Annotated in this window: 23 protein-coding genes; 14 read left to right on the top strand and 9 right to left on the bottom strand. The window is 67.9% G+C overall.

Annotated features, from left to right (window positions below; translation table 11 throughout):
- Nucleotide 1 precedes the first annotated feature (1 nt).
- Nucleotides 2-790 carry a sugar phosphate isomerase/epimerase gene (locus FCF25_RS07595; RefSeq protein WP_117593493.1) on the bottom strand — a complete coding sequence of 263 codons (789 nt, stop codon included), beginning with the start codon at nucleotides 788-790 and terminating at the stop codon, nucleotides 2-4.
- Between the two features lie 177 nt (nucleotides 791-967).
- On the opposite strand from FCF25_RS07595, the gene rpiA reads away from it, so the two are divergent.
- A complete protein-coding gene (gene rpiA / locus FCF25_RS07600) occupies nucleotides 968-1,654 on the top strand; it encodes a ribose-5-phosphate isomerase RpiA (RefSeq protein ID WP_137048015.1) in 687 nt (228 codons plus the stop codon).
- Between the two features lie 112 nt (nucleotides 1,655-1,766).
- On the opposite strand, the gene FCF25_RS07605 is transcribed toward rpiA, so the two are convergent.
- Nucleotides 1,767-1,934, bottom strand: coding sequence for a DUF1931 family protein (locus FCF25_RS07605; RefSeq protein WP_058583225.1), 168 nt, complete (start codon nucleotides 1,932-1,934; stop codon nucleotides 1,767-1,769).
- Nucleotides 1,935-2,095: 161 nt separating this feature from the next.
- Between FCF25_RS07605 and larB the strand changes: the two genes are divergently transcribed.
- The 4 genes from larB (at nucleotide 2,096) to FCF25_RS07625 (ending at nucleotide 4,810) form a co-directional block, all read left to right on the top strand.
- Entirely contained in the window at nucleotides 2,096-2,863 is a 768-nt protein-coding gene (gene larB, locus FCF25_RS07610; protein WP_137048017.1) for a nickel pincer cofactor biosynthesis protein LarB, read from the top strand.
- A 344-nt stretch (nucleotides 2,864-3,207) separates the two neighbouring features.
- Nucleotides 3,208-3,447: a GIY-YIG nuclease family protein gene (locus FCF25_RS07615; protein ID WP_117593487.1), complete on the top strand. Its 240-nt coding sequence runs from the start codon at nucleotides 3,208-3,210 to the stop codon at nucleotides 3,445-3,447.
- Nucleotides 3,448-3,574: 127 nt separating this feature from the next.
- Entirely contained in the window at nucleotides 3,575-4,234 is a 660-nt protein-coding gene (locus FCF25_RS07620; RefSeq protein WP_137048018.1) for a helix-turn-helix domain-containing protein, read from the top strand.
- 168 nt (nucleotides 4,235-4,402) lie between these two features.
- On the top strand, nucleotides 4,403-4,810 hold the full coding sequence (locus tag FCF25_RS07625; RefSeq protein ID WP_117593483.1) for a hypothetical protein: 408 nt from the start codon (nucleotides 4,403-4,405) through the stop codon (nucleotides 4,808-4,810).
- Between the two features lie 40 nt (nucleotides 4,811-4,850).
- On the opposite strand, the gene FCF25_RS07630 is transcribed toward FCF25_RS07625, so the two are convergent.
- A complete protein-coding gene (locus FCF25_RS07630) occupies nucleotides 4,851-5,438 on the bottom strand; it encodes an NADPH-dependent FMN reductase (RefSeq protein WP_137048020.1) in 588 nt (195 codons plus the stop codon).
- Between the two features lie 166 nt (nucleotides 5,439-5,604).
- Between FCF25_RS07630 and FCF25_RS07635 the strand changes: the two genes are divergently transcribed.
- Both FCF25_RS07635 and arsN2 read left to right on the top strand, forming a co-directional pair.
- Nucleotides 5,605-6,975, top strand: coding sequence for a phosphoglucomutase/phosphomannomutase family protein (locus FCF25_RS07635; RefSeq protein WP_117593479.1), 1,371 nt, complete (start codon nucleotides 5,605-5,607; stop codon nucleotides 6,973-6,975).
- Between the two features lie 9 nt (nucleotides 6,976-6,984).
- On the top strand, nucleotides 6,985-7,467 hold the full coding sequence (arsN2, locus tag FCF25_RS07640) for an arsenic resistance N-acetyltransferase ArsN2 (protein ID WP_137048022.1): 483 nt from the start codon (nucleotides 6,985-6,987) through the stop codon (nucleotides 7,465-7,467).
- On the opposite strand, the gene FCF25_RS07645 is transcribed toward arsN2, so the two are convergent.
- Complete coding sequence (locus tag FCF25_RS07645; protein WP_254425848.1) at nucleotides 7,464-7,859, bottom strand: GNAT family N-acetyltransferase; 396 nt, start codon at nucleotides 7,857-7,859, stop codon at nucleotides 7,464-7,466. The genes arsN2 and FCF25_RS07645 overlap by 4 nt on opposite strands.
- Before the next feature lie 19 nt (nucleotides 7,860-7,878).
- Nucleotides 7,879-8,079, bottom strand: a complete 201-nt coding sequence (locus tag FCF25_RS07650) for a ubiquitin-like small modifier protein 2 (RefSeq protein WP_117593475.1) — start codon at nucleotides 8,077-8,079, stop codon at nucleotides 7,879-7,881.
- Nucleotides 8,080-8,185: 106 nt separating this feature from the next.
- Between FCF25_RS07650 and FCF25_RS07655 the strand changes: the two genes are divergently transcribed.
- On the top strand, nucleotides 8,186-9,154 hold the full coding sequence (locus tag FCF25_RS07655; protein WP_117593473.1) for a replication factor C small subunit: 969 nt from the start codon (nucleotides 8,186-8,188) through the stop codon (nucleotides 9,152-9,154).
- A gap of 224 nt (nucleotides 9,155-9,378) precedes the next feature.
- On the opposite strand, the gene FCF25_RS07660 is transcribed toward FCF25_RS07655, so the two are convergent.
- On the bottom strand, nucleotides 9,379-10,323 hold the full coding sequence (locus FCF25_RS07660) for a cation diffusion facilitator family transporter (protein WP_137048024.1): 945 nt from the start codon (nucleotides 10,321-10,323) through the stop codon (nucleotides 9,379-9,381).
- 92 nt (nucleotides 10,324-10,415) lie between these two features.
- Here FCF25_RS07660 and FCF25_RS07665 point away from each other — a divergent pair, with 92 nt between their 5' ends.
- The gene (locus FCF25_RS07665) at nucleotides 10,416-10,928 is read left to right on the top strand and encodes a metallophosphoesterase (protein WP_137048026.1); all 513 of its coding nucleotides are present in this window, start codon (nucleotides 10,416-10,418) and stop codon (nucleotides 10,926-10,928) included.
- 229 nt (nucleotides 10,929-11,157) lie between these two features.
- On the opposite strand, the gene FCF25_RS07670 is transcribed toward FCF25_RS07665, so the two are convergent.
- Complete coding sequence (locus FCF25_RS07670) at nucleotides 11,158-12,147, bottom strand: winged helix-turn-helix domain-containing protein (RefSeq protein WP_137048028.1); 990 nt, start codon at nucleotides 12,145-12,147, stop codon at nucleotides 11,158-11,160.
- A gap of 107 nt (nucleotides 12,148-12,254) precedes the next feature.
- Here FCF25_RS07670 and FCF25_RS07675 point away from each other — a divergent pair, with 107 nt between their 5' ends.
- Complete coding sequence (locus tag FCF25_RS07675) at nucleotides 12,255-12,443, top strand: hypothetical protein (RefSeq protein WP_117593465.1); 189 nt, start codon at nucleotides 12,255-12,257, stop codon at nucleotides 12,441-12,443.
- Nucleotides 12,444-12,534: 91 nt separating this feature from the next.
- A complete protein-coding gene (locus FCF25_RS07680; protein ID WP_117593463.1) occupies nucleotides 12,535-13,737 on the top strand; it encodes an inorganic phosphate transporter in 1,203 nt (400 codons plus the stop codon).
- Nucleotides 13,738-13,957: 220 nt separating this feature from the next.
- Here FCF25_RS07680 and FCF25_RS07685 read toward each other — a convergent pair whose 3' ends face one another.
- Nucleotides 13,958-15,376 (bottom strand): hemolysin family protein, encoded by a 1,419-nt coding sequence (locus FCF25_RS07685; RefSeq protein WP_117593461.1) that lies wholly within the window; start codon nucleotides 15,374-15,376, stop codon nucleotides 13,958-13,960.
- Nucleotides 15,377-15,479: 103 nt separating this feature from the next.
- On the opposite strand from FCF25_RS07685, the gene FCF25_RS07690 reads away from it, so the two are divergent.
- From FCF25_RS07690 to FCF25_RS07700, 3 genes are read left to right on the top strand one after another with little or no spacing between them, the layout of a single operon-like run.
- Entirely contained in the window at nucleotides 15,480-15,779 is a 300-nt protein-coding gene (locus FCF25_RS07690) for a glutathione S-transferase N-terminal domain-containing protein (protein ID WP_117593459.1), read from the top strand.
- On the top strand, nucleotides 15,779-16,288 hold the full coding sequence (locus tag FCF25_RS07695; protein WP_137048030.1) for a redoxin domain-containing protein: 510 nt from the start codon (nucleotides 15,779-15,781) through the stop codon (nucleotides 16,286-16,288). Before FCF25_RS07690 ends, FCF25_RS07695 begins: the two co-directional genes overlap by 1 nt.
- 55 nt (nucleotides 16,289-16,343) lie before the next feature.
- Nucleotides 16,344-16,931, top strand: a complete 588-nt coding sequence (locus tag FCF25_RS07700; RefSeq protein WP_137048031.1) for an L-threonylcarbamoyladenylate synthase — start codon at nucleotides 16,344-16,346, stop codon at nucleotides 16,929-16,931.
- An 18-nt stretch (nucleotides 16,932-16,949) separates the two neighbouring features.
- On the opposite strand, the gene FCF25_RS07705 is transcribed toward FCF25_RS07700, so the two are convergent.
- Nucleotides 16,950-17,618 (bottom strand): hypothetical protein, encoded by a 669-nt coding sequence (locus tag FCF25_RS07705; protein ID WP_137048033.1) that lies wholly within the window; start codon nucleotides 17,616-17,618, stop codon nucleotides 16,950-16,952.
- Between the last annotated feature and the right edge of the window lie 92 nt (nucleotides 17,619-17,710).

A 17,710-nucleotide genomic window follows, 5' to 3' on the forward strand; every position in this document is an offset into this window, starting at 1 on the left:
CTCAGGCGAGTACCTCGTCCAGTTTTCGCTTACTGAGTTCGAGATAGTCGGCGTCGAACGTGTACACTTCCGCGGAGACGGTTCCCGTCCAGTCGTCGAGAAGCGGCGCGAGAATCGTCTCGAAATCCGTGGTTCCGGAGCCGGTCGGGACGTGCTCGTCTCTCGGGCCGCGGGCGTCGTTGACGTGGACGTGCGAGACGCGGTCGCGGTGCGTGTCTAAGAACGCCGCCGACGCCTCGGCGTCCATCCCGTCGACGCGGGCGTGCCCCGTGTCGAACGTCATCGAGGCGTCGGTCTCCTCGAACACGCGGTCGAACTCGTGGACGGTGAAGGAGACGCCGGGGAGGTTCTCGACGCACACCTCGACGCCGACGTCCCGGCCGTGTTCGTCCAACTGTCGTACCGCGTCGAGCATCCGCGGGTGGGTCGTCTCGGCGTCCCACTCGGGGTACGTCGCGCGCGTGCTCGCGTGAAGGACGGCCTTCTCCGCACCCATCTCCGCGGCGGCGTCGAGACACGCGCGGTGTTCGTCCAGCGCGGCGTCCCGGACTCCGTCGCGCGGCGTCCCGAGGTCGAGGTCGACGAACGGGAGGTGGACGAGCAGGTCGAGAGCGGCGTCGGAGACGGCGGCGGCGAACGACTCGCGGTCCAGTCGAGTTCGCTCCGTCGCGCCGTCCATGTACAGTTCGAGAAAGTCGAAGCCGAACGAGTCGGCCTGCTCGACAGCCTCGGACGCTGTCACGTCGCCCGAGTGCGTCTGCGTGACGAATCCGCATCTGATGTCGGTCATTGCCTGTTCAGCCCTGATTTCGTGTGCGGCCATATAGGTCAGGCGGTTGACTACTCGTCGGTCGCACTGAGTGACTCCGCGAGCGGACTGTCTCCGGCGGCGTACCGACTCGAACGGCGGACGCCCGTCGTCGCCGAACCCCGGAGCGTTTTTGCCGTCGTCGCCGAAGCCTCGTTCATGAAGACGACGGGCGGCAGCGACGAGGCGAAACGACGCGCGGGCGAGAGTGCGGCCGACCTCGTGGCCGACGGGATGGTCGTCGGACTCGGGACGGGCAGTACGGCGGCGCACGCGATTCGCGCGCTCGGACGAGCGGTCGACGCCGGACTCGACGTGCGCGGCGTCCCCACCTCGTTCGCGTCGCGGGAACTCGCCCGCGAAGTGGGCGTCCCGCTCGTCACGCTCGACGACGTCGACGGCGTCGACCTCGCCATCGACGGTGCGGACCAGGTGGCGGGGTTCGACCTCGTCAAGGGCGGCGGCGCGGCCCACGCCCGCGAGAAAGTCGTCGACACGTTCGCCGACCGGTTCGTCGTCGTCGCCGACCCCTCCAAACTCGCGGAGACGCTCTCGCACCCGGTTCCCGTGGAGGTGCTGCCGGACGCGCGCTCGACCGTCGCCGCCGCCGTCTCCGACGCCGGGGGCGACCCGGTGCTCCGGGAGGCCGAGCGGAAGGACGGGCCGGTCGTCACCGACAACGGCAACGTCGTGCTCGACTGCGAGTTCGGCGAGATAACCGACGTTGCGGCGCTGTCGCGGACGCTCTCGGCGGTCCCCGGCGTCGTCGAACACGGCCTGTTCGTCGGCCTCGCAGACGAGATTCACGTCGGTAGCGACGACGGCGTGCGCGTCGAGACGCGCTAACGTCGCCGCGCGTGACGCGCTACCGCTACCGCTCGCGGATACGACGCGACTCCGACCCGAACGCCGTCGCTCTCGGTCGCGGGCGCGAAAAAATGGTGGTTACTCGCCGGATTTAGAGGTCGCGCGGCTGGACCGTCTTTCGGTCGTTAGCCTCGGCGCGACGGGCGGCGTCGTCGAGGAGCTCTTTGACTTCCTCGTCGAGCGCGTCGTAGAAGTCCGACGCGACGTTTTTGTCATCGAGCGCTTCCTTAACAGCTGCCTTGACGATAAGGTCTGCCATGCAAGCGTGGCTACCGGGGCCTTATTAATAAGATTTCCCAAATCGCGCTGTCAGCCCCCCACGCGGTCGTTCGCGACCAAATCCCCCGTTGGATTTAAGTACTCCCGGGTCGATGGGCCGGAAACGACAGTTACGAGTGCCCTGCGGGCGGAGCGTCGGCTATGCGAGACATTTTGGAATCAGTCGCGGCCGGCGAACTCTCGCCGGCGACGGCCGAGGCCCGACTGTCGGGCTACGCGAGTACCGACGCGGGGCGCTTCGACGCCGCCCGCGAGCACCGACGCGGCGTGCCGGAGGCGATTCTCGCAGACGGCAAAACGCCCGAAGAGACGGCGTCGCTCGTGCTCACGGCGCTCGAAACGACCGGCCGAGCGCTCGTCACCCGCACCGACGAGGCCGACGTCGCGGCCGTCCGCGCGCGCGTCGACGCGGAGGCCCCCGACGCGACAGTCGAGACCGACGAGCGCGCGCGGACACTCGTGGCGCGCGCGCCGGACCACGAGCGTCCGTCGCTCGATGCCACCGTCGCGGTCGTCACCGCCGGGACCTCCGACGCGGCGGCGGCGGGCGAGGCGACGACGGTGCTCCGCGAGATGGGCGCGACGGTCGACCGCATCGACGACGTGGGCGTCGCCAACATCGACCGCGTGCTCGACCAGCGCGAGGCGCTCCGCGCGGCCGACGTGCTCGTCGTCGCCGCCGGACGGGAGGGAGCGCTACCCACCGTCGTCGCCGGGATGGTCGACGCCCCCGTCATCGCGCTGCCCGTCGCCGTCGGCTACGGCTTCGGCGGCGATGGGGACGCGGCGCTCGCGGGGATGCTCCAGTCGTGTTCGGTGCTCTCTGTCGTCAACGTCGACGCCGGCTTCGTCGCGGGCGCGCAGGCCGGTCTCATCGCGCGTGCCGTCTCCGCCGCGCGCGGGGCGTAGGGTTCGACCCCGCTCGTCGGCCGCGCGCACGTGCGCAACACTTTCATGTGCCTCGGTCACGTACGGCGAGACACCGGCTGACTGGTGGATGCCGGACCCGAACAATGCCAACCTGCGACCACTGCGGGTCGCACGTCTCCGAACGTTTCGCGCGGGTGTTTGCCGACGAGTACGGGCGTCTAATGGCCTGTCCAGCTTGCTCGGCGAACGCCGGTATCGCGGACGTCGCGCGACATCGCGCCCGCAACGCGTAACCACTGTCGGGTAACGAATCGATAACCACCACGCGAAGCCTTCTGCGCGCAACCGACGCCGTTTAGCGTCGCCGCTGCCTGCGTCGACTCGTGCACTACGTCTACGTCGTCGAGTGCGCCGACGGCAGTTACTACACCGGGTACACGACCGACGTGCAGCGCCGCGTCGAACAGCACAACGCCGGCGACGGCGCGAAGTACACCCGCGGACGGACCCCCGTCGAACTCGTCCACTCGGAGACGTACGCGTCGAAGTCGACGGCGATGAGCCGCGAGTACGAGATCAAACAGCTCTCGCGGCGACAGAAGGAACGACTCGTCGACGGCTGAGGCGGGCGGTGTCGGTTCGACCCGACGGCAGTTCGGCTATCTGCGCTCCGTTCGCGGAACCGAACGTTCGCTTCGAGCGTCGTGTCCCGTCTTTCTTCTAACCTCGCGCTGTAGCTCGACGCGACCGATGGCCGTCGTCACCGAACTCCACGTCGCGTCGGATTCGTTCCCGCTGGGGACGCTGCTCACCGCGAACGACGAGTTCCACGTCGAGTTCGAGCGCCTCGTCCCGGCGGGCGGACAGGTGCTCCCCATCTTCTGGGCGTGGGGCGGCGAGTTCGACTCGTTCGAGTCCCGCGTCCGTTCGAGTCGGTTCGTCGACGACCTGACTGTCGTCGAGCGCGTCCAGGGGCGGACGCTCTACTCCGTCGTCTGGAACTCCGACGTGTACGGCTTCGTCGACGGGTTGGCGGAGGCCAACGGCGTGATTCTCCACGCGCGCGGCTACGACGACCAGAGCTGGAACTTTCGTCTGTTGTTTCACTCCCACGAGCGGCTCTCGTCGTTTCACGACTACCTCCTGGCTCACGACGTTCCGTTCACGCTCGGCCGCTTACAGACGCTGAGCGAGGCGAACCTCCGCGACGAACGCATCGACTTGACGAACGAACAGCGCGAAGCGCTGTTTCTGGCGTTCGAGCGCGGCTACTTCGACTCGCCGAGTCGCGTGACGTTGACGGAACTCGCCGACGAACTCGAAATCACCCAGCAGGCGCTCTCACAGCGCATCCGCCGCGGCAACGAACAACTGCTCGAACACCTGTTCGCCGACGAACTGTACGCGTGACGCCGGCGGCGTCGACGGAAGTGGACAGGGACAGACGCGCTTGTTCGGGCGAGGTTCCGTCTTCGGAGTACCGCCGACCGCCGTCGACGACCGGTCGCCGCCGTCTCACAAGAGGGCCTTGTTGCAACTACCCGCCGGATTAACGGGCTCGATACCGTCACTGCATCCATGTCGGATGACGCGGTTCCTACCGACCCTCTGTCGAGGGTAATCCGAAGCCGAACAGTCTCCCGTACGGACGAGGAACTGCTCGACGCCTTCGCGGACCCGGTCCGCCGACGGACCCTCTCGTATCTGTACTCCGTGTCTCGGCCCGCCGTCTCGACGGCCGAACTCGCCGAACGGTGCGCCGACGCTGAGGACGCGGATCCCGAGGACGCGGACCCCGAAGCCGCAGAACGGCTTGAGCTCGCACTTCACCACACGCACCTTCCGAAACTCGACGACGCGGGGCTGCTCGACTACCGAGCCGGGGCGCGTGAGGTACGCGGACTCCACGAGGAGGCCGTCGAAGCGAGCGTCGCCCAGTTGACCGCCACGCTCTCCGATGTCGTCGCCACCGAACGGACGTACTGACGCCGACCGACGGCCCGAGCCGCTCACTGCGCTCGGGAACCTACTCGTTCGCGAACGGACTGTTTCCGGCGCTCACCTGTTTTGCGTGCTCGGCCACCGTCCGGCCGAGTTTCTCGATTCGCTCTTCGATAGCCTCGTCGACGAGTTCGTACGCCGGTTGGCCGTTCGCCGCCGGCTCCGCGCGGTCTTCGAACTTCTCGTAGGCCTTTCGGATGCCGACCTGGTGCGGGACGACGTAGCCGTGGACGCCGCGGACCGTGCTGCGCATGTGTTCGAGCGTGCTGCCGTAGGAGCCGCCGCCGGCCGTCGCCAGCAGGCCGACGACCGTATCCTCGTACTCGTCGAACGAGCAGTAGTCGTGGAAACTGCGGAACGCCGACGAGTACGAGCCGTGGTAGACGGGCGACCCCAGGAGGACGCCGTCGGCCCTGCGCATCCGGCGCATCAAGTCGGCGGACTCGCCTTGTTCGTCCTCGTCGGGGTGGTACAGCGGGAGGTCGACCGCACCGAGGTCGATGAAGTCGGTCTCGACGCCGACGTCGGCGGCGGCGTTCAGGGCGTACTTCAGTGCCTCGCGGGTGTAGCTGCCGTCACGACGGCTCCCGGACACTGCGACGACGCGTGTCATTGATTTCGATTGGATGCGGACGCTCAAAAGGGCGTTGAACGCTTGCAGAACCAGTTTACCCGTTGACACTCGGAGGCCGTCGACGCCGCGGCGTTTCCCCCGTCGCCCACCGTTTCGACTCGAAGCCTGCAGGTGGTTTTTTTGCCGCTGCCCGGGACGTAGCCGTATGGACGCGATCTCTTTCGGCACCGACGGATGGCGAGCGACGCTCGACACGTTCACCGACGACCGAGTCCGCATCGTCGGACAGGCAGTCGCCGACTACCTCCGCGACGAGGGGTACGACGACCCCGTCGCCGTGGGCTACGACGCCCGCGAGTCCTCGCCCGGTTTCGCCGAGAGCCTCGCCGAGGTGCTCGCGGACAACGGCTTCGACGTACTGCTGCCGGAGCGCGACTGCCCGACGCCCGTTCTCGCGTGGAACATCGTCTCGCGCGGTCTCTCGGGCGCGCTGATGGTGACGGCGTCGCACAACCCGCCGGAGTACAACGGCGTGAAGTTCATCCCCGAGGACGGCGCGCCCGCGCTCCCCGAGGTGACGACGGCCGTCGAGGAGCGCCTCGCCGAGCCGCGCGACCCCGTCGACGACCGCGGCGAGGTGCGGCGCGTCGACTTCGTCACCGAGCACGCCGAGCACGCCCGCGACCTCGTCGAAGCCGACCTCTCGGGGACGACCGTCGTCTACGACGCGATGCACGGCAGCGGCCGCGGCGTCACCGACGCCCTGCTCGAATCCGCCGGGGCCGAGGTGATCCGCCTCCGCTGCGACGACGACCCGACGTTCGGCGGCGAGTCGCCCGAGCCGAGCGAGGAACTACTCGGTGACCTCGTCGACGCCGTCTCCGAACGCGACGCGGCCCTCGGCATCGCCAACGACGGCGACGCCGACCGACTCGCCGTCGTCACGCCCGAACGCGGCTTCCTCGACGAGAACCTCTTCTTCGCCGCGCTGTACGACGCGCTGCTCGAAGCGGACTCGGGCCCCGCGATTCGGACGGTGTCGACGACGTTCCTCATCGACCGCATCGCCGAGGCCCACGGCGAGGAAGTGTTCGAGACGGCGGTCGGGTTCAAGTGGGTCGCGCAGGCGATGGGCGAACACGACGCGCTCGTCGGCGGCGAGGAGTCGGGCGGCTTCAGCGTCCGCGGCCACATCCGCGAGAAAGACGGCGTCCTCGTCTCGCTTCTCGCGGCCGCCATCGCCGCCGAGGAGCCGTTCGACTCGCGGGTCGACCGCCTCGAAGCCGAACACGGCGAGATTCACGCCGACAAGGTGAGCGTCGACTGTCCCGACTCAGAGAAAGCCCGCGTCCTCGACGACCTCTCCGACGAGATTCCGGACGAGGTCGCGGGCCGCGAAGTGTCGAAAGTCGTCACGCTCGACGGGTTCAAACTGCTGCTCGAAGACGGGTCGTGGCTGCTCGTCCGCCCGAGCGGGACGGAGCCGAAGATGCGCGTCTACGCCGAGTCGGAGAGCGCCGACAGCGTCACCGACCTGCTCGTCGAGGGGCGGAAACTCGTCGCGTCCTTCGTCTGAGGGCGACTGATGTCTCGCAACCTCTCTGTCCGACCGGCCTCGAAGTCGGCGCTCGACTCCGTCGCGTCGATGCTCCGACGGGCCGGCCTCCCGGCGGACGACGTGCGGACCGCGCCCGCGCAGTTCTTCGTCGCCGCCGTCGACGGCGAGACCGTCGGCGTCAGCGGGGTCGAACTGCACGGGGACGCCGCCCTTCTCCGTTCGGTGACCGTCGAAGCGGACGCCCGCGGGACGGGATACGGACGCGTACTCACCGCTGCGGCCGCCGACCACGCCGCGGAGCGGGACGTCGAGACGCTGTATCTCCTCACCGAAACCGCGGCCGGTTACTTCGAGTCGCTCGGTTTCCGACGGTGCGAACGAGACGACGCCCCCGCGCCGATACGGGAGACGACACAGTTCGCCGACCTCTGTCCCGAATCGGCCGTCTGCATGCGCGCTCAGACCGCGGCGGTCCTCGAAGCCGCCCGCGACGGCGGTCGGACCGATTAGTCGCGCGCGCGATTTCGCTTCTCTCCCCACAGTCGCCCGTTCCGCTCGCGTATCTCGAACCCCAGCGACTCGTAGAACTCGCGCACCCGCGGGTCGAACTCCGCCGTGAGGTGGCCGGTTCGAGAGAGCGCGTCCCGGACGAGCGCACCGCCTATCCCTTCGGCTCGGTGTTGTCGTCGAACCGCGACCGCTTCGACGTGGTCGTCGTCGCGGACGAGCGCGCCGACGACGTGGCCGCCCCGTTCGGCGACGAGTACCGAGTCGGTGCCGAGTCCGGCTTCGACCGTCTCGGCGTCGAGTTCGAGCACCGCGCCGTCGAGGACGCGCATCACGTCGACGAGTTCGTCGCCGTCGGCGACTCTGATAGTCGCCGTCCGCTCTGGGTCGGTCACGGCTGGCCCTCGGCGTCTCTCATCCGCCCTTGATGAGTCGAAGCACCTTCACCCGGTCGGCCTCGACGGGTTGGTCCTCGGGTACCGGCCGGCCGTCGACGAGCACCGACACCTCGTGGGGGCTGAGGCCGACGGCCGAGACGAGGTCGGCGTACGTCGCGTCGTCGTCGACGGCCACCTCGCGGCTCTCCTCCCCGACTATCTCCACGCTCACGTCCATACGCGCGGTGGGTTCCGGGGCGGTTTCAGCGTTTCCGTCCGGCGCTTTCCTCTCACCTCGCGGTCGTCTCGGGGAGTTTATGGGGCGACCGACTCCTTGCTATGGTATGAGCGAGGCCGAGGGAACGCCGGGTCGCGAAATCTGGATAGAGAAGTACCGCCCGCAGACGCTCGACGAGGTCGTCGGGCAGGACCGAATCGTCGAGCGCCTCCAGAGCTACATCGAACAGCGCGACCTGCCGCACCTGCTGTTCGCGGGGCCGGCGGGCGTCGGGAAGACGACCTGCGCCACCGCCATCGCCCGCGAGGTGTACGGCGACGACTGGCGCGGCAACTTCCTGGAACTCAACGCCTCCGACGAACGCGGTATCGACGTGGTGCGCGACCGCATCAAGAACTTCGCGCGCGCCTCCTTCGGCGGCCACGACTACCGAATCATCTTCCTCGACGAGGCCGACTCGCTGACCAACGACGCCCAGTCGGCGCTGCGCCGGACGATGGAGCAGTTCGCCGACAACACCCGCTTCGTCCTCTCGTGCAACTACTCCTCGAAGATAATCGACCCCATCCAGTCGCGGTGCGCCGTCTTCCGGTTCTCGCCGCTGGGTGACGACGCCGTCGAGGAGACGGTCCGCCACATCGCCGAGACGGAGGGCATCGAGGTGACCGACGACGGCGTCGACGCGCTCGTCTACGCGGCCAACGGCGACATGCGCCGCGGCATCAACTCGCTGCAGGCGGCGGCGACGACCGGCGAGACGGTGGACGAGGAGGCGGTTTACGCTATCACCTCCACCGCCCGCCCCGAGGATATCGAGGAGATGGTGACGCGGGCGCTCGACGGCGATTTCGCGGCCGCGCGGTCGAAACTCGACCACCTGCTCACCGACGTGGGGATGGCCGGCGGCGACATCATCGACCAACTGCACCGTTCGGTGTGGGAGTTCGGTCTCGACGACCGCGCGGCGGTCCGCCTCATGGAACGCATCGGCGAGGCCGACTACCGCATCACCGAGGGCGCGAACGAACAGGTGCAGTTGGAGGCGCTTCTGGCGTCGCTGGCGCTCGACGACTGACCGCTCGTCTCGCCTCCGTCTCGCGTCCTCCGCGCGACGACACGTTTCTGCCACTGAGAACGTCAGCAGAATTTATATATCGACCCGTGGTATCCGGAAACGGGGTGGTGTCGATAGTCGGACACCGACGCCTCGGTGCGACAGTTGTCGTACCAAGTGCGTTTTTCTCGCGTTCACCGAGACGAGCCAGCGACTCGTTCGTCTCGGGTCTCTCTCCGGACCGCTCACGTCTCGGGTTCGATGTTGATGTACGAGACGCGGTTGTCCGCCGCTTCGAGTTTCGACTTTATCTCCGCGATGTCCGCGTCGAGGTCGCCGGTGTCGAACTCTCCGTCGAACTGCACCTCCGCGGTGACGAGTGCCTTCTGCGCCCCGACGAACACCGAGCGGAAACTGTCGATTCCCGTCACGCCCGGATGCTCGGCGATGACCGCTTCGAGCTTCTCTTCGACGTCCGACGGCAGACTCTCGCCGATGAGCAGACGCTTGTTCTCCCACGCCAGCGCGACGGCGAAGCCCATCAGCAGGAACCCGATGACGAGCGACGCGACGGCGTCGTAGATGGGTGCGTCGAGGAAGTACGACAGCAGCACACCGACGAGCGCGATGGCCGCACCGCCGAGCGCGATGGCGTCTTCGGTGTACGCCGTCAGCGTCGTCACGTCGCTGGTCCTGCGGAACGCCTCGGGGACGCCGCTCCAGCCGTACTCGTCTATCTGTCGCTGGAGTTCCCCGTTTGCTTTCACGAACGCGTACGTCTCGAAGCCGATCGCGCCGACGAGGACGACGACGTTCACCCAGACGGAGTTGAAGCTAAATCCGAGAAAGTCGATTACCTGATACTCGGCTCCGTGTCCGGGATGCATGATAGCGCCGTAACCGTGTTTGAGGCTCTCCCATCCGGCGATACCGAACAGCATCACCGCGACGAGGAAACTGTAGAAGAACTGCGATTTGCCGTAGCCGAACGGGTGCTGTCTGCTCGGGTCTCTCCCGCTGTAGCGGATACCGACCAGCAGGAACACCTGATTACCGGTGTCAGAGATGGAGTGATACGTCTCGGAGAGCATCGAGGGACTGCCGGTCAGCAGATAGCCGAGAAACTTCATCACCGCAATCGCCCCGTTGGCTATCAGCGCGGCGATGACGACCGACTTGCTTCCTGCCATAGCCAACCGGTCACGGCGCTAACTAATAGCCGTTTTGCCCGCACCGGCAAGCCAGCGGGTGGTTTCAGTATCCACCGGCACTTACACCCGCTGTGCTCACCGTCGTCTCCGACACACACGCGACCGAATCGCATCGACTGCGAGGCAGAACGTTGCGGGCCGTCCGCGACGCCGAGATGGTCGTCCACGCCGGCGACTTCGTGACCGAGACGGTGCTCGACGCGTTCGTCGACGAGGCCGCGACGTTCCGCGGCGTCTGCGGCAACAACGACGACGCCGGGATTCGCCAGCGACTCCCCGCCGCCCGGACCGTCGAGTACGCCGGAGTCCGATTCGCGGTCACGCACACGCGTCGCGGCGGCGACACGGCGCTGACGCTGTTCGGACGCGAACGCGACGCCGACGCGGTCATCTTCGGCCACAGCCACCGGCCCGGGTTCGACGCGACGGGGCCGCTCGCGCTTCTGAACCCGGGCAGTCACGCCGAACCGCGCGGCTATCGGGCGGCGCACGCCGAGTTGACACCCGAAGGCGACGGCCTCTGTGGTCGTCTCTGCACGCCGGACGGCGACGTGTTCGAGACGTTCCGTATCGACCCGAGGTAACCGACGTAACCGCGGCTTTCGGGCGTTGAGGGTGAGAGGGAGGAGGGCGAACGGAGGGTCGGAGGGTTGGAGGGCCGCGCACCGCCTCGTCGGTCCGTTCGGTCAGCACGCGGACCGGCGCGACGTCGAGGGAAGACGACGGTCACGGTGGGCCGAAGCGAGGCGGTTGCACTCTCGTCTACCGGTCCAGGTGTCAAATACGCACCGTAAGGTCAAACGCCCGTTTCACCTATCGCCGCGAGCGGACGTACAGCGCGACCAGAAGCACCGCGACGCCGCCGAGAAAGAACAGAAACCCCGGCGAGGCGACGAGGACGTCGACGAGCGACTGCCCGCCGGCGTCGAAGACACCGCCCGAAACCTCGGTCGCGGCGTCGGCGGCCGTCTGCGTCGTCGTTCCCCCGTCGTCGGCCGCCGTCGCCGTCTCGGCGTACGTCTCCGTCGCCGCGTCGGACTGGGCCGTCTCCGTCGGCGTCTGCGTCGCCGCACCCTCCTCGACAGTCGCCTCCGTCTGTACCCCGGCGGTCGTCCCGTCCGCGGTCTCGGTCGGTTCCGAGACCGTCACACTCTCGTTACCGTCGGCGCTCGCGTCGTACTCTCCGGCGTCGTCGCCCGCGTCGTCTCCTGTGTCGCTGCTGTCCGCGTCGTCTCCTGCGTCGCCGTCTGCACCACCTCCGCCGGTCGCACTGCCGCCATCACCCGCCTCCGCGGTGTACTCGCCGCTCTGTCCCTCCGCCCCGCCGTCGGATCCCATGGCGAACGGCGAGAACTCGGCGGTCGGGCCGCCGAGCAGTCGGTCGACGACGAGGCTGGCGACCCCGAGCACACCGACACCGCCGACGAGTCGAGAGAGGAGCGCCCGGAGCCCGTTCGTCTCCTCCTCGCGGCCGGCGACGACGACCAGGGCCCTGTCGGAGGGACCGTACACCTTCATCTCGCGGCCTTTCTCGGAGTAGGCGGTACCGACGACTTCGACGATACCCGCCTCTTCGAGACTGCCGAGGTGGTACTGGGCGTTCTGCAACGAGGTGTCCACGCGCTCGGCGAGGGCGGCGGGCGTCGTCGGTTCCTCGTGCAGCGCCGCGAGGACGCGTCGGGCAGTCCGCGACGACAGCGCCGAGAGCAGTTCGTCGGCGGCGTCGCTGTCGAGGCCGATGACACGCGGGTCGCCGGGGTCCGCGTCGGAGGTGTCGGGGCTGGAGGGCAACAGACCGGCCATCTACCCCCGATTCCGAGGCGGTACACAAGAGCGTTCCCCCTCACCTCGGCGTCTCCTCGTCCCTCCCGGGCGAAACGGCTATAGGGCCGCCGCGGCGAGTGGTCGCTATGTCCGATTCGTCGTCCGTCGTCGTCCAGGGCTCCCTCGTCGACACCGTCGTCGACGCGCTCGGTAACGACCCGGTGTTCGTCGGTCTCGTCGTCGCCATGTTGCTCTTCGTCTTCTTCGCGTATCTCTTCGTCCGGCGGACGGTCACCGGTCTCCAGCAGGGGTACCAGGAAGGACGCCGACGCTGATTCGACCCGTGTCACCGACGAGACGAGTTCGTGCCGAAACTCGCCGGTTCCCGGTAGGCACTTGTAAACTGCGCGCGCAGGAGAGACCAGAATGGTAGCCGTCGAAACCCTCGCGACGTTCGTCGTAGCGGCCATCGCCAGCCTGTTCATGGCGTGGGCCATCGGTGCCGGGTCGTCGGGGTCGACGCCGTTCGCCCCCGCCGTCGGAGCCAACGCCATCTCCGTGATGCGGGCGGGCTTCATCGTCGGCATCCTGGGGTTCGCCGGGGCCGTGTTGCAGGGCGCGAGCGTCACCGAGGCGGTCGGCACGGAGCTCATCGTCGGCGTCCAACTGTCGGCCATCGCGGCGATAGTCGGACTGCTGACCGCCGCGGCGCTCGTCGCCGTCGGCGTCTTCACCGGCTACCCCATCGCCACGGCGTTCACCGTCACCGGCGCCGTCGTCGGCGTGGGGCTCGCGCTCGGCGGCGCTCCCGCGTGGGCGAAGTACCAGGAAATCGTGGCGCTGTGGGTTCTCACGCCGTTCGTCGGCGGCGGCATCGCCTACGCGACGGCCAAGACCCTCCGGTCCGAACGCGTCGCCGAACGGACCGCCGTACCGTTCCTCGCGGGCCTCGTCGGCGCGCTCGTCGCCAACGTCCAGTTCTCGGTGCTCGGTCCGGGGAGCGCCGGGGCGAGCATCGCAACCGCCGCGGCGACCCGACTCGGCATCCCGTCGGTGTCCGGCGTTCCCGTCGGCCGTCTCGTCGTGACGCTCGCCCTCGCGGCGCTCGTCACCGCCGCGCTGTACCGGGAGATGCGACGCGACGCCGCCGCCGGCCAGCGACGGTTCCTCCTGGCGCTCGGCGGTCTCGTCGCCTTCTCGGCCGGCGGCAGTCAGGTCGGCCTCGCCATCGGACCGCTCGTGCCGCTCCTGGGCCCGGCGACGCCGATCCCGCTGGTCGTCGTCCTGGTCGGCGGGGGTCTCGGGCTCCTGGCCGGGTCGTGGACGGGCGCGCCGCGGATGATAAAAGCCATCGCACAGGACTACTCCTCGCTCGGGCCGCGGCGCTCCATCGCGGCGCTCATCCCCTCGTTCGCCATCGCGCAGGCGGCCGTCGCCTTCGGCATCCCCGTCTCGTTCAACGAGATCATCGTCAGCGCCATCATCGGCAGCGGCTACGCCGCCGGCGGGAGCGGCGTGAGTCGGCAGAAGATGCTGTACACGGTGCTGGCGTGGGTCGGGTCGCTGGCGCTGGCACTCGCGTTAGGGTACGGAATCTTCACCGGCGTCGACCTGCTCTTGTCGCCCTGAGACCGTCTCTCCGTCGCTGTCGCCCCCGCTACCGTCCTCGGCGTCCGCCGAGACGACGGCGGTAGACGCGGCGGCGCCGGCGCGACTCCGACGTCTGCGGCCCCGGACTGGATCACGACGGTTGGGAGTGTCGTCGACGTTCGTCGGGTGGCGGCCGATGAGCCGTCGCGGTCGGTCCGGGTACCGTCCCCGTCGTCGCCCGACACGTACTACGTTCGACTTACGTTCGACTCGGTTGGTCGGTTTCGGAGGGCTGTTCGTGGTCTCCCTCTTGCTCGGCCTCTTCCTCGTTCTCGGTCGTCGGCGACTCCGGCTTCGTGATGCGCGCGCGCATGATGCGGGTGTTGTCGACCTCTTCGATGTGGATGACGACGCCGTCGTACTCGATCTTCTCGCCCTCTTCGACGAGGCGACCCGCGCGGTTGAAGATGAAGCCCGCGAGCGTCTCGAACTCCTCGCCCTCCGGGAGTTCGAGTTCCAACACCTCGTTCACCTCGTCGATGTTGACCTCGCCGCGGACGAGCGTCGTCCGCTCGTCGACGGGGTCGAACGCCTCCTCCTCGTCGCCTTCGAGGATGTCGCCGACGATCTCCTCGGCGACGTCTTCGAGCGTGATGATACCCTCGGTGGTGCCGAACTCGTCGATGACGACGACCATCTGGAGGCGGTTGTCCTGCATCTCCGCCAGCAGTTCGTCGACGTTCTTCGACTCGGGGACGTGCAGCGTCGGGTTGACCACGTCGCTCAGGCCGTTACCGCCCTCGCCGTAGTGCTGCTCGCGGACGAGGTCGCGGACGTTGACGATACCGATGATGTTGTCGAGGTTGCCGTCGTAGACGGGGATGCGCTCGTGGTCGGCCTGCACGCACGTCTCGATGGCCTCCTCGATGGTCGCGTCCTTCGGGACGGCGGTCACGTCGAGACGCGGCGTCATCACCTCCTTGGCGATAGTACTGGTGAAGCGGAAGATGCGGTCGAGCATCTCGCGCTCCTCCTCCTCGATGACGCCCTCGCGCTCGCCCGTCTCGATCATGTCCTGAATCTCGTCGCGGGTGATGTACGACGACTCGATGGAGGACTGCCCGCCGGTGAATTTGTTGATAGTCCGCGTGAGATAGTCGAAGAACACCACCAGCGGGTAGAGGACGTACTCGGAGTACTTCAGCGGGCGAGCGATACGCAGCGCCCACGACTCGGTGTTCTCGACCGCGTAGGACTTCGGCGCGCTCTCGCCGAACAGCAACACGAGCGTCGTGATGCCGAGCGTCGAGATGAGCACGGACTCGAGGCCGCTGAAGTTGTAGTACGACAGCAACCCGGTGGTGATCGAGGACATCGCGATGTTGACGATGTTGTTGCCGACGAGAATCGTCACCAAGAGCCGGTGTGGGTTCTCCTTCAGCGCCTGCACCGTCTCCGCGTTCGGGACGTTGTCCTCGACGAGCGAATCGACGCGGTGTTTCGCCAGCGAGAACATCGCTATCTCCGACGAGGAGAAGAACGCCGAGAGCGTGACGAGAATCCCGATGGTGACGACACCGGCGACGGCGACAGTCGTCGAGTTAATCGGGATAGGACCAATCGCCTGCGCGGGTTGATGAGGCGGAAAATAGGCCGTGTGTAGCAGCGGCAAACCCATGTGACACGTATTCTTATCTTGGCCCTGAATTAAGAGTTGTCCTCCCCGTCAGGGAGGTGCCGCGAGCGAAGCGCTTAGGCCGCGAACGCTCGTACTGGGACGCATGTCCGACGACCCAGCTATCACCCTGTACCGATTACAGGCGTGTCCGTACTGCGAGCGCGTCGTCCGTAAACTCCGGGAGTACGACCTCGATTACCGGTCGCGGTTCGTCGAACCGATGCACTCCGAGCGCAACGTCGTCAGGCGAATCTCCGGCAAGCGGACCGTTCCGGCCATCGTCGACGAGAACACGGGGTTGACGATGTCGGAGTCGGCGAACATCGTCGAGTATCTCGACAAGACGTACGGCGAGGCGGCGACCGACGGCGGTGTGGACGCCGACAACGGAGGTGCGGCGTAGTGGTCGACTTCGAGGTCGTCGAACTCCCCGAGACCGACCACGTCGACGTCGGCGACACGGCGCCCGACTTCACCCGACCGCTCGTCGACGCCGAGTACTGGGAGGACGCGTCGCTGTCCGAACTCACCGCCGACGGGCCCGTCCTCCTCGTGTTCTACACGATGGACGGCGCGTTCCCGGCGACGTACGTGTGGAACGAGATCCGCGACCGTAACTGGGGTGACACGCTCACCGTCGTCGGCCTCTCCATCTCCTCGCCGTACGAACACAAGACGTTCATCGAGGAACGCGAGATGTCGTACTCGCTGTTCTCGGACCCGCAGAACGGCGTCGCCGCCGAGTACGGTGTCGAGAACGACCTCGACGGGATGGCGGGCGTGGCCGAGGCGCGCCCGGCGGTGTTCCTGCTCGACGACGACCGCACCGTCGAGTACGCGTGGGTCGCCAGCGAGTGGCCCGACTTCCCCGACTACGACGAGGTCGAGGCGGCTATCGACGACCTCGTCTGAGTCGAGCGACGACCGAACGCAGCACGCTTTTTTATCCGAGCGCCTACCCACGGCTATGGACACAGTCGCAGACGCCGTCGCCGCGGTCGAACGCGGCGAGGCGGTCGTCTATCCGACGGAGACGGTGTACGGACTCGGCGCGGACGCGCTCGACGCCGACGCCGTCGAACGCGTGTTCGAGTTGAAGGGCCGCGCTCGCGACAAGCCGCTGTCGCTCGGCGCTCCGAGCGTCGACGCGGCGCTCTCGTACATCGACCCGACCGACCGGGAGATTCGGTTCATGCGCGAGTTCCTCCCCGGACCCGTGACCGTCGTCACCGCCCGCCGAGAGGTGGTCCCGGACGCGCTCACCGCCGGACGCGAGCGCGTCGGTATCCGGGTCCCCGACCACGACTTGGCGCTCGAACTCCTCTCGGAACTCGCGCCGACGCCGCTGACGGCGACCAGTGCGAACCGGAGCGGGGCCGGAAGCGTCCGCCGTATCGACGAACTCGACTCCCGAATCCGCGACGCGGTGGGCGCGGTGCTCGACGACGGCGAGGCACCCGGCGCGGAGAGCACGGTGGTCGACGTCGGCGAGAACGTCGTTCACCGCCGCGGCGCGCGCGCCGACGACATCGAGGCGTGGCTCGCGCGGGAGTGACTCCTCCGGAATCGGCGCTCACAGTCCGAGTAACGACCGGAGCGACCGCGTCTTGACCCCGCATCGACTCCGGTACTCGCACGACGAACACTTGTCGCTGCCGCGGAGTCGCGGCGGCGGGCCGTCCATCGACCGCACTGTCCGAACCGCGGTTCGGTACGCCGCCTTCGCGCGGGTCGTCAGCCGGACCGTCCGCACGGCGCCGACTGCCGGATACTCGACGAGGGCTCGGGGTACCTCGCGCTCCTCTTCCCACGAGAGCGCCTTCGCCGCCGCGACGGCACGCACTTTCTGCGGCTTCCAGACCCCCTGCTCCGGCGGGTGGCCGGGCGAGACGAGCGTCGGTGTCGGCGGGTCGTCTTCGGACTCGTCCGGGAGAATCTTGTGCGCGATTCCCCGCGCGTCCCTCCCGCGAAGCAGGCGGTCACGCTCTGCGGGGTTACAGAGACTCGTCCACTCGTCGCGTTCGCGGAGTCGGTCGAGCGCACGCCGATACTCGTCGGGTTCGACTGCGACGGGAAGCCCTCGAATCGCCTCGTCGTCGGCGTCGACCAGTTCCTCGTAGCGAAACGCCAACTCGCGAACGTCGGCGACCTCCGGCGGCGGTCCCCGGTCCTCGTCGCGGCGAGCGTAGTACAGTTGTCGCGGACAGTACGTCGCCCGCGAGAGGTCGGTGAACGTCGGCACGCGGTGGGTTGGTCCCGCTCCGGTATTTGAACCTACGGCCCGGTTCGGTGCTGTGCAGTATCGTGCTGTGCGGAGCGGTTCGCCGAGCCGTT

Source organism: Haloprofundus sp. MHR1 (assembly GCF_005155585.1).
Taxonomy (GTDB): Archaea; Halobacteriota; Halobacteria; order Halobacteriales; family Haloferacaceae; genus Haloprofundus; species Haloprofundus halophilus.

Excerpts from the sequence above, each read along its gene's own strand:
- FCF25_RS07595 (WP_117593493.1), bottom strand. The coding sequence starts at position 790 with ATGACCGACATCAGATGCGGATTCGTCACGCAGACGCACTCGGGCGAC.
- rpiA (WP_137048015.1), top strand. The coding sequence starts at position 968 with ATGAAGACGACGGGCGGCAGCGACGAGGCGAAACGACGCGCGGGCGAG.
- FCF25_RS07605 (WP_058583225.1), bottom strand. The coding sequence starts at position 1,934 with ATGGCAGACCTTATCGTCAAGGCAGCTGTTAAGGAAGCGCTCGATGAC.
- larB (WP_137048017.1), top strand. The coding sequence starts at position 2,096 with ATGCGAGACATTTTGGAATCAGTCGCGGCCGGCGAACTCTCGCCGGCG.
- FCF25_RS07620 (WP_137048018.1), top strand. The coding sequence starts at position 3,575 with ATGGCCGTCGTCACCGAACTCCACGTCGCGTCGGATTCGTTCCCGCTG.
- FCF25_RS07625 (WP_117593483.1), top strand. The coding sequence starts at position 4,403 with ATGTCGGATGACGCGGTTCCTACCGACCCTCTGTCGAGGGTAATCCGA.
- FCF25_RS07630 (WP_137048020.1), bottom strand. The coding sequence starts at position 5,438 with ATGACACGCGTCGTCGCAGTGTCCGGGAGCCGTCGTGACGGCAGCTAC.
- FCF25_RS07635 (WP_117593479.1), top strand. The coding sequence starts at position 5,605 with ATGGACGCGATCTCTTTCGGCACCGACGGATGGCGAGCGACGCTCGAC.
- arsN2 (WP_137048022.1), top strand. The coding sequence starts at position 6,985 with ATGTCTCGCAACCTCTCTGTCCGACCGGCCTCGAAGTCGGCGCTCGAC.
- FCF25_RS07650 (WP_117593475.1), bottom strand. The coding sequence starts at position 8,079 with ATGGACGTGAGCGTGGAGATAGTCGGGGAGGAGAGCCGCGAGGTGGCC.
- FCF25_RS07655 (WP_117593473.1), top strand. The coding sequence starts at position 8,186 with ATGAGCGAGGCCGAGGGAACGCCGGGTCGCGAAATCTGGATAGAGAAG.
- FCF25_RS07660 (WP_137048024.1), bottom strand. The coding sequence starts at position 10,323 with ATGGCAGGAAGCAAGTCGGTCGTCATCGCCGCGCTGATAGCCAACGGG.
- FCF25_RS07670 (WP_137048028.1), bottom strand. The coding sequence starts at position 12,147 with ATGGCCGGTCTGTTGCCCTCCAGCCCCGACACCTCCGACGCGGACCCC.
- FCF25_RS07675 (WP_117593465.1), top strand. The coding sequence starts at position 12,255 with ATGTCCGATTCGTCGTCCGTCGTCGTCCAGGGCTCCCTCGTCGACACC.
- FCF25_RS07680 (WP_117593463.1), top strand. The coding sequence starts at position 12,535 with ATGGTAGCCGTCGAAACCCTCGCGACGTTCGTCGTAGCGGCCATCGCC.
- FCF25_RS07685 (WP_117593461.1), bottom strand. The coding sequence starts at position 15,376 with ATGGGTTTGCCGCTGCTACACACGGCCTATTTTCCGCCTCATCAACCC.
- FCF25_RS07690 (WP_117593459.1), top strand. The coding sequence starts at position 15,480 with ATGTCCGACGACCCAGCTATCACCCTGTACCGATTACAGGCGTGTCCG.
- FCF25_RS07700 (WP_137048031.1), top strand. The coding sequence starts at position 16,344 with ATGGACACAGTCGCAGACGCCGTCGCCGCGGTCGAACGCGGCGAGGCG.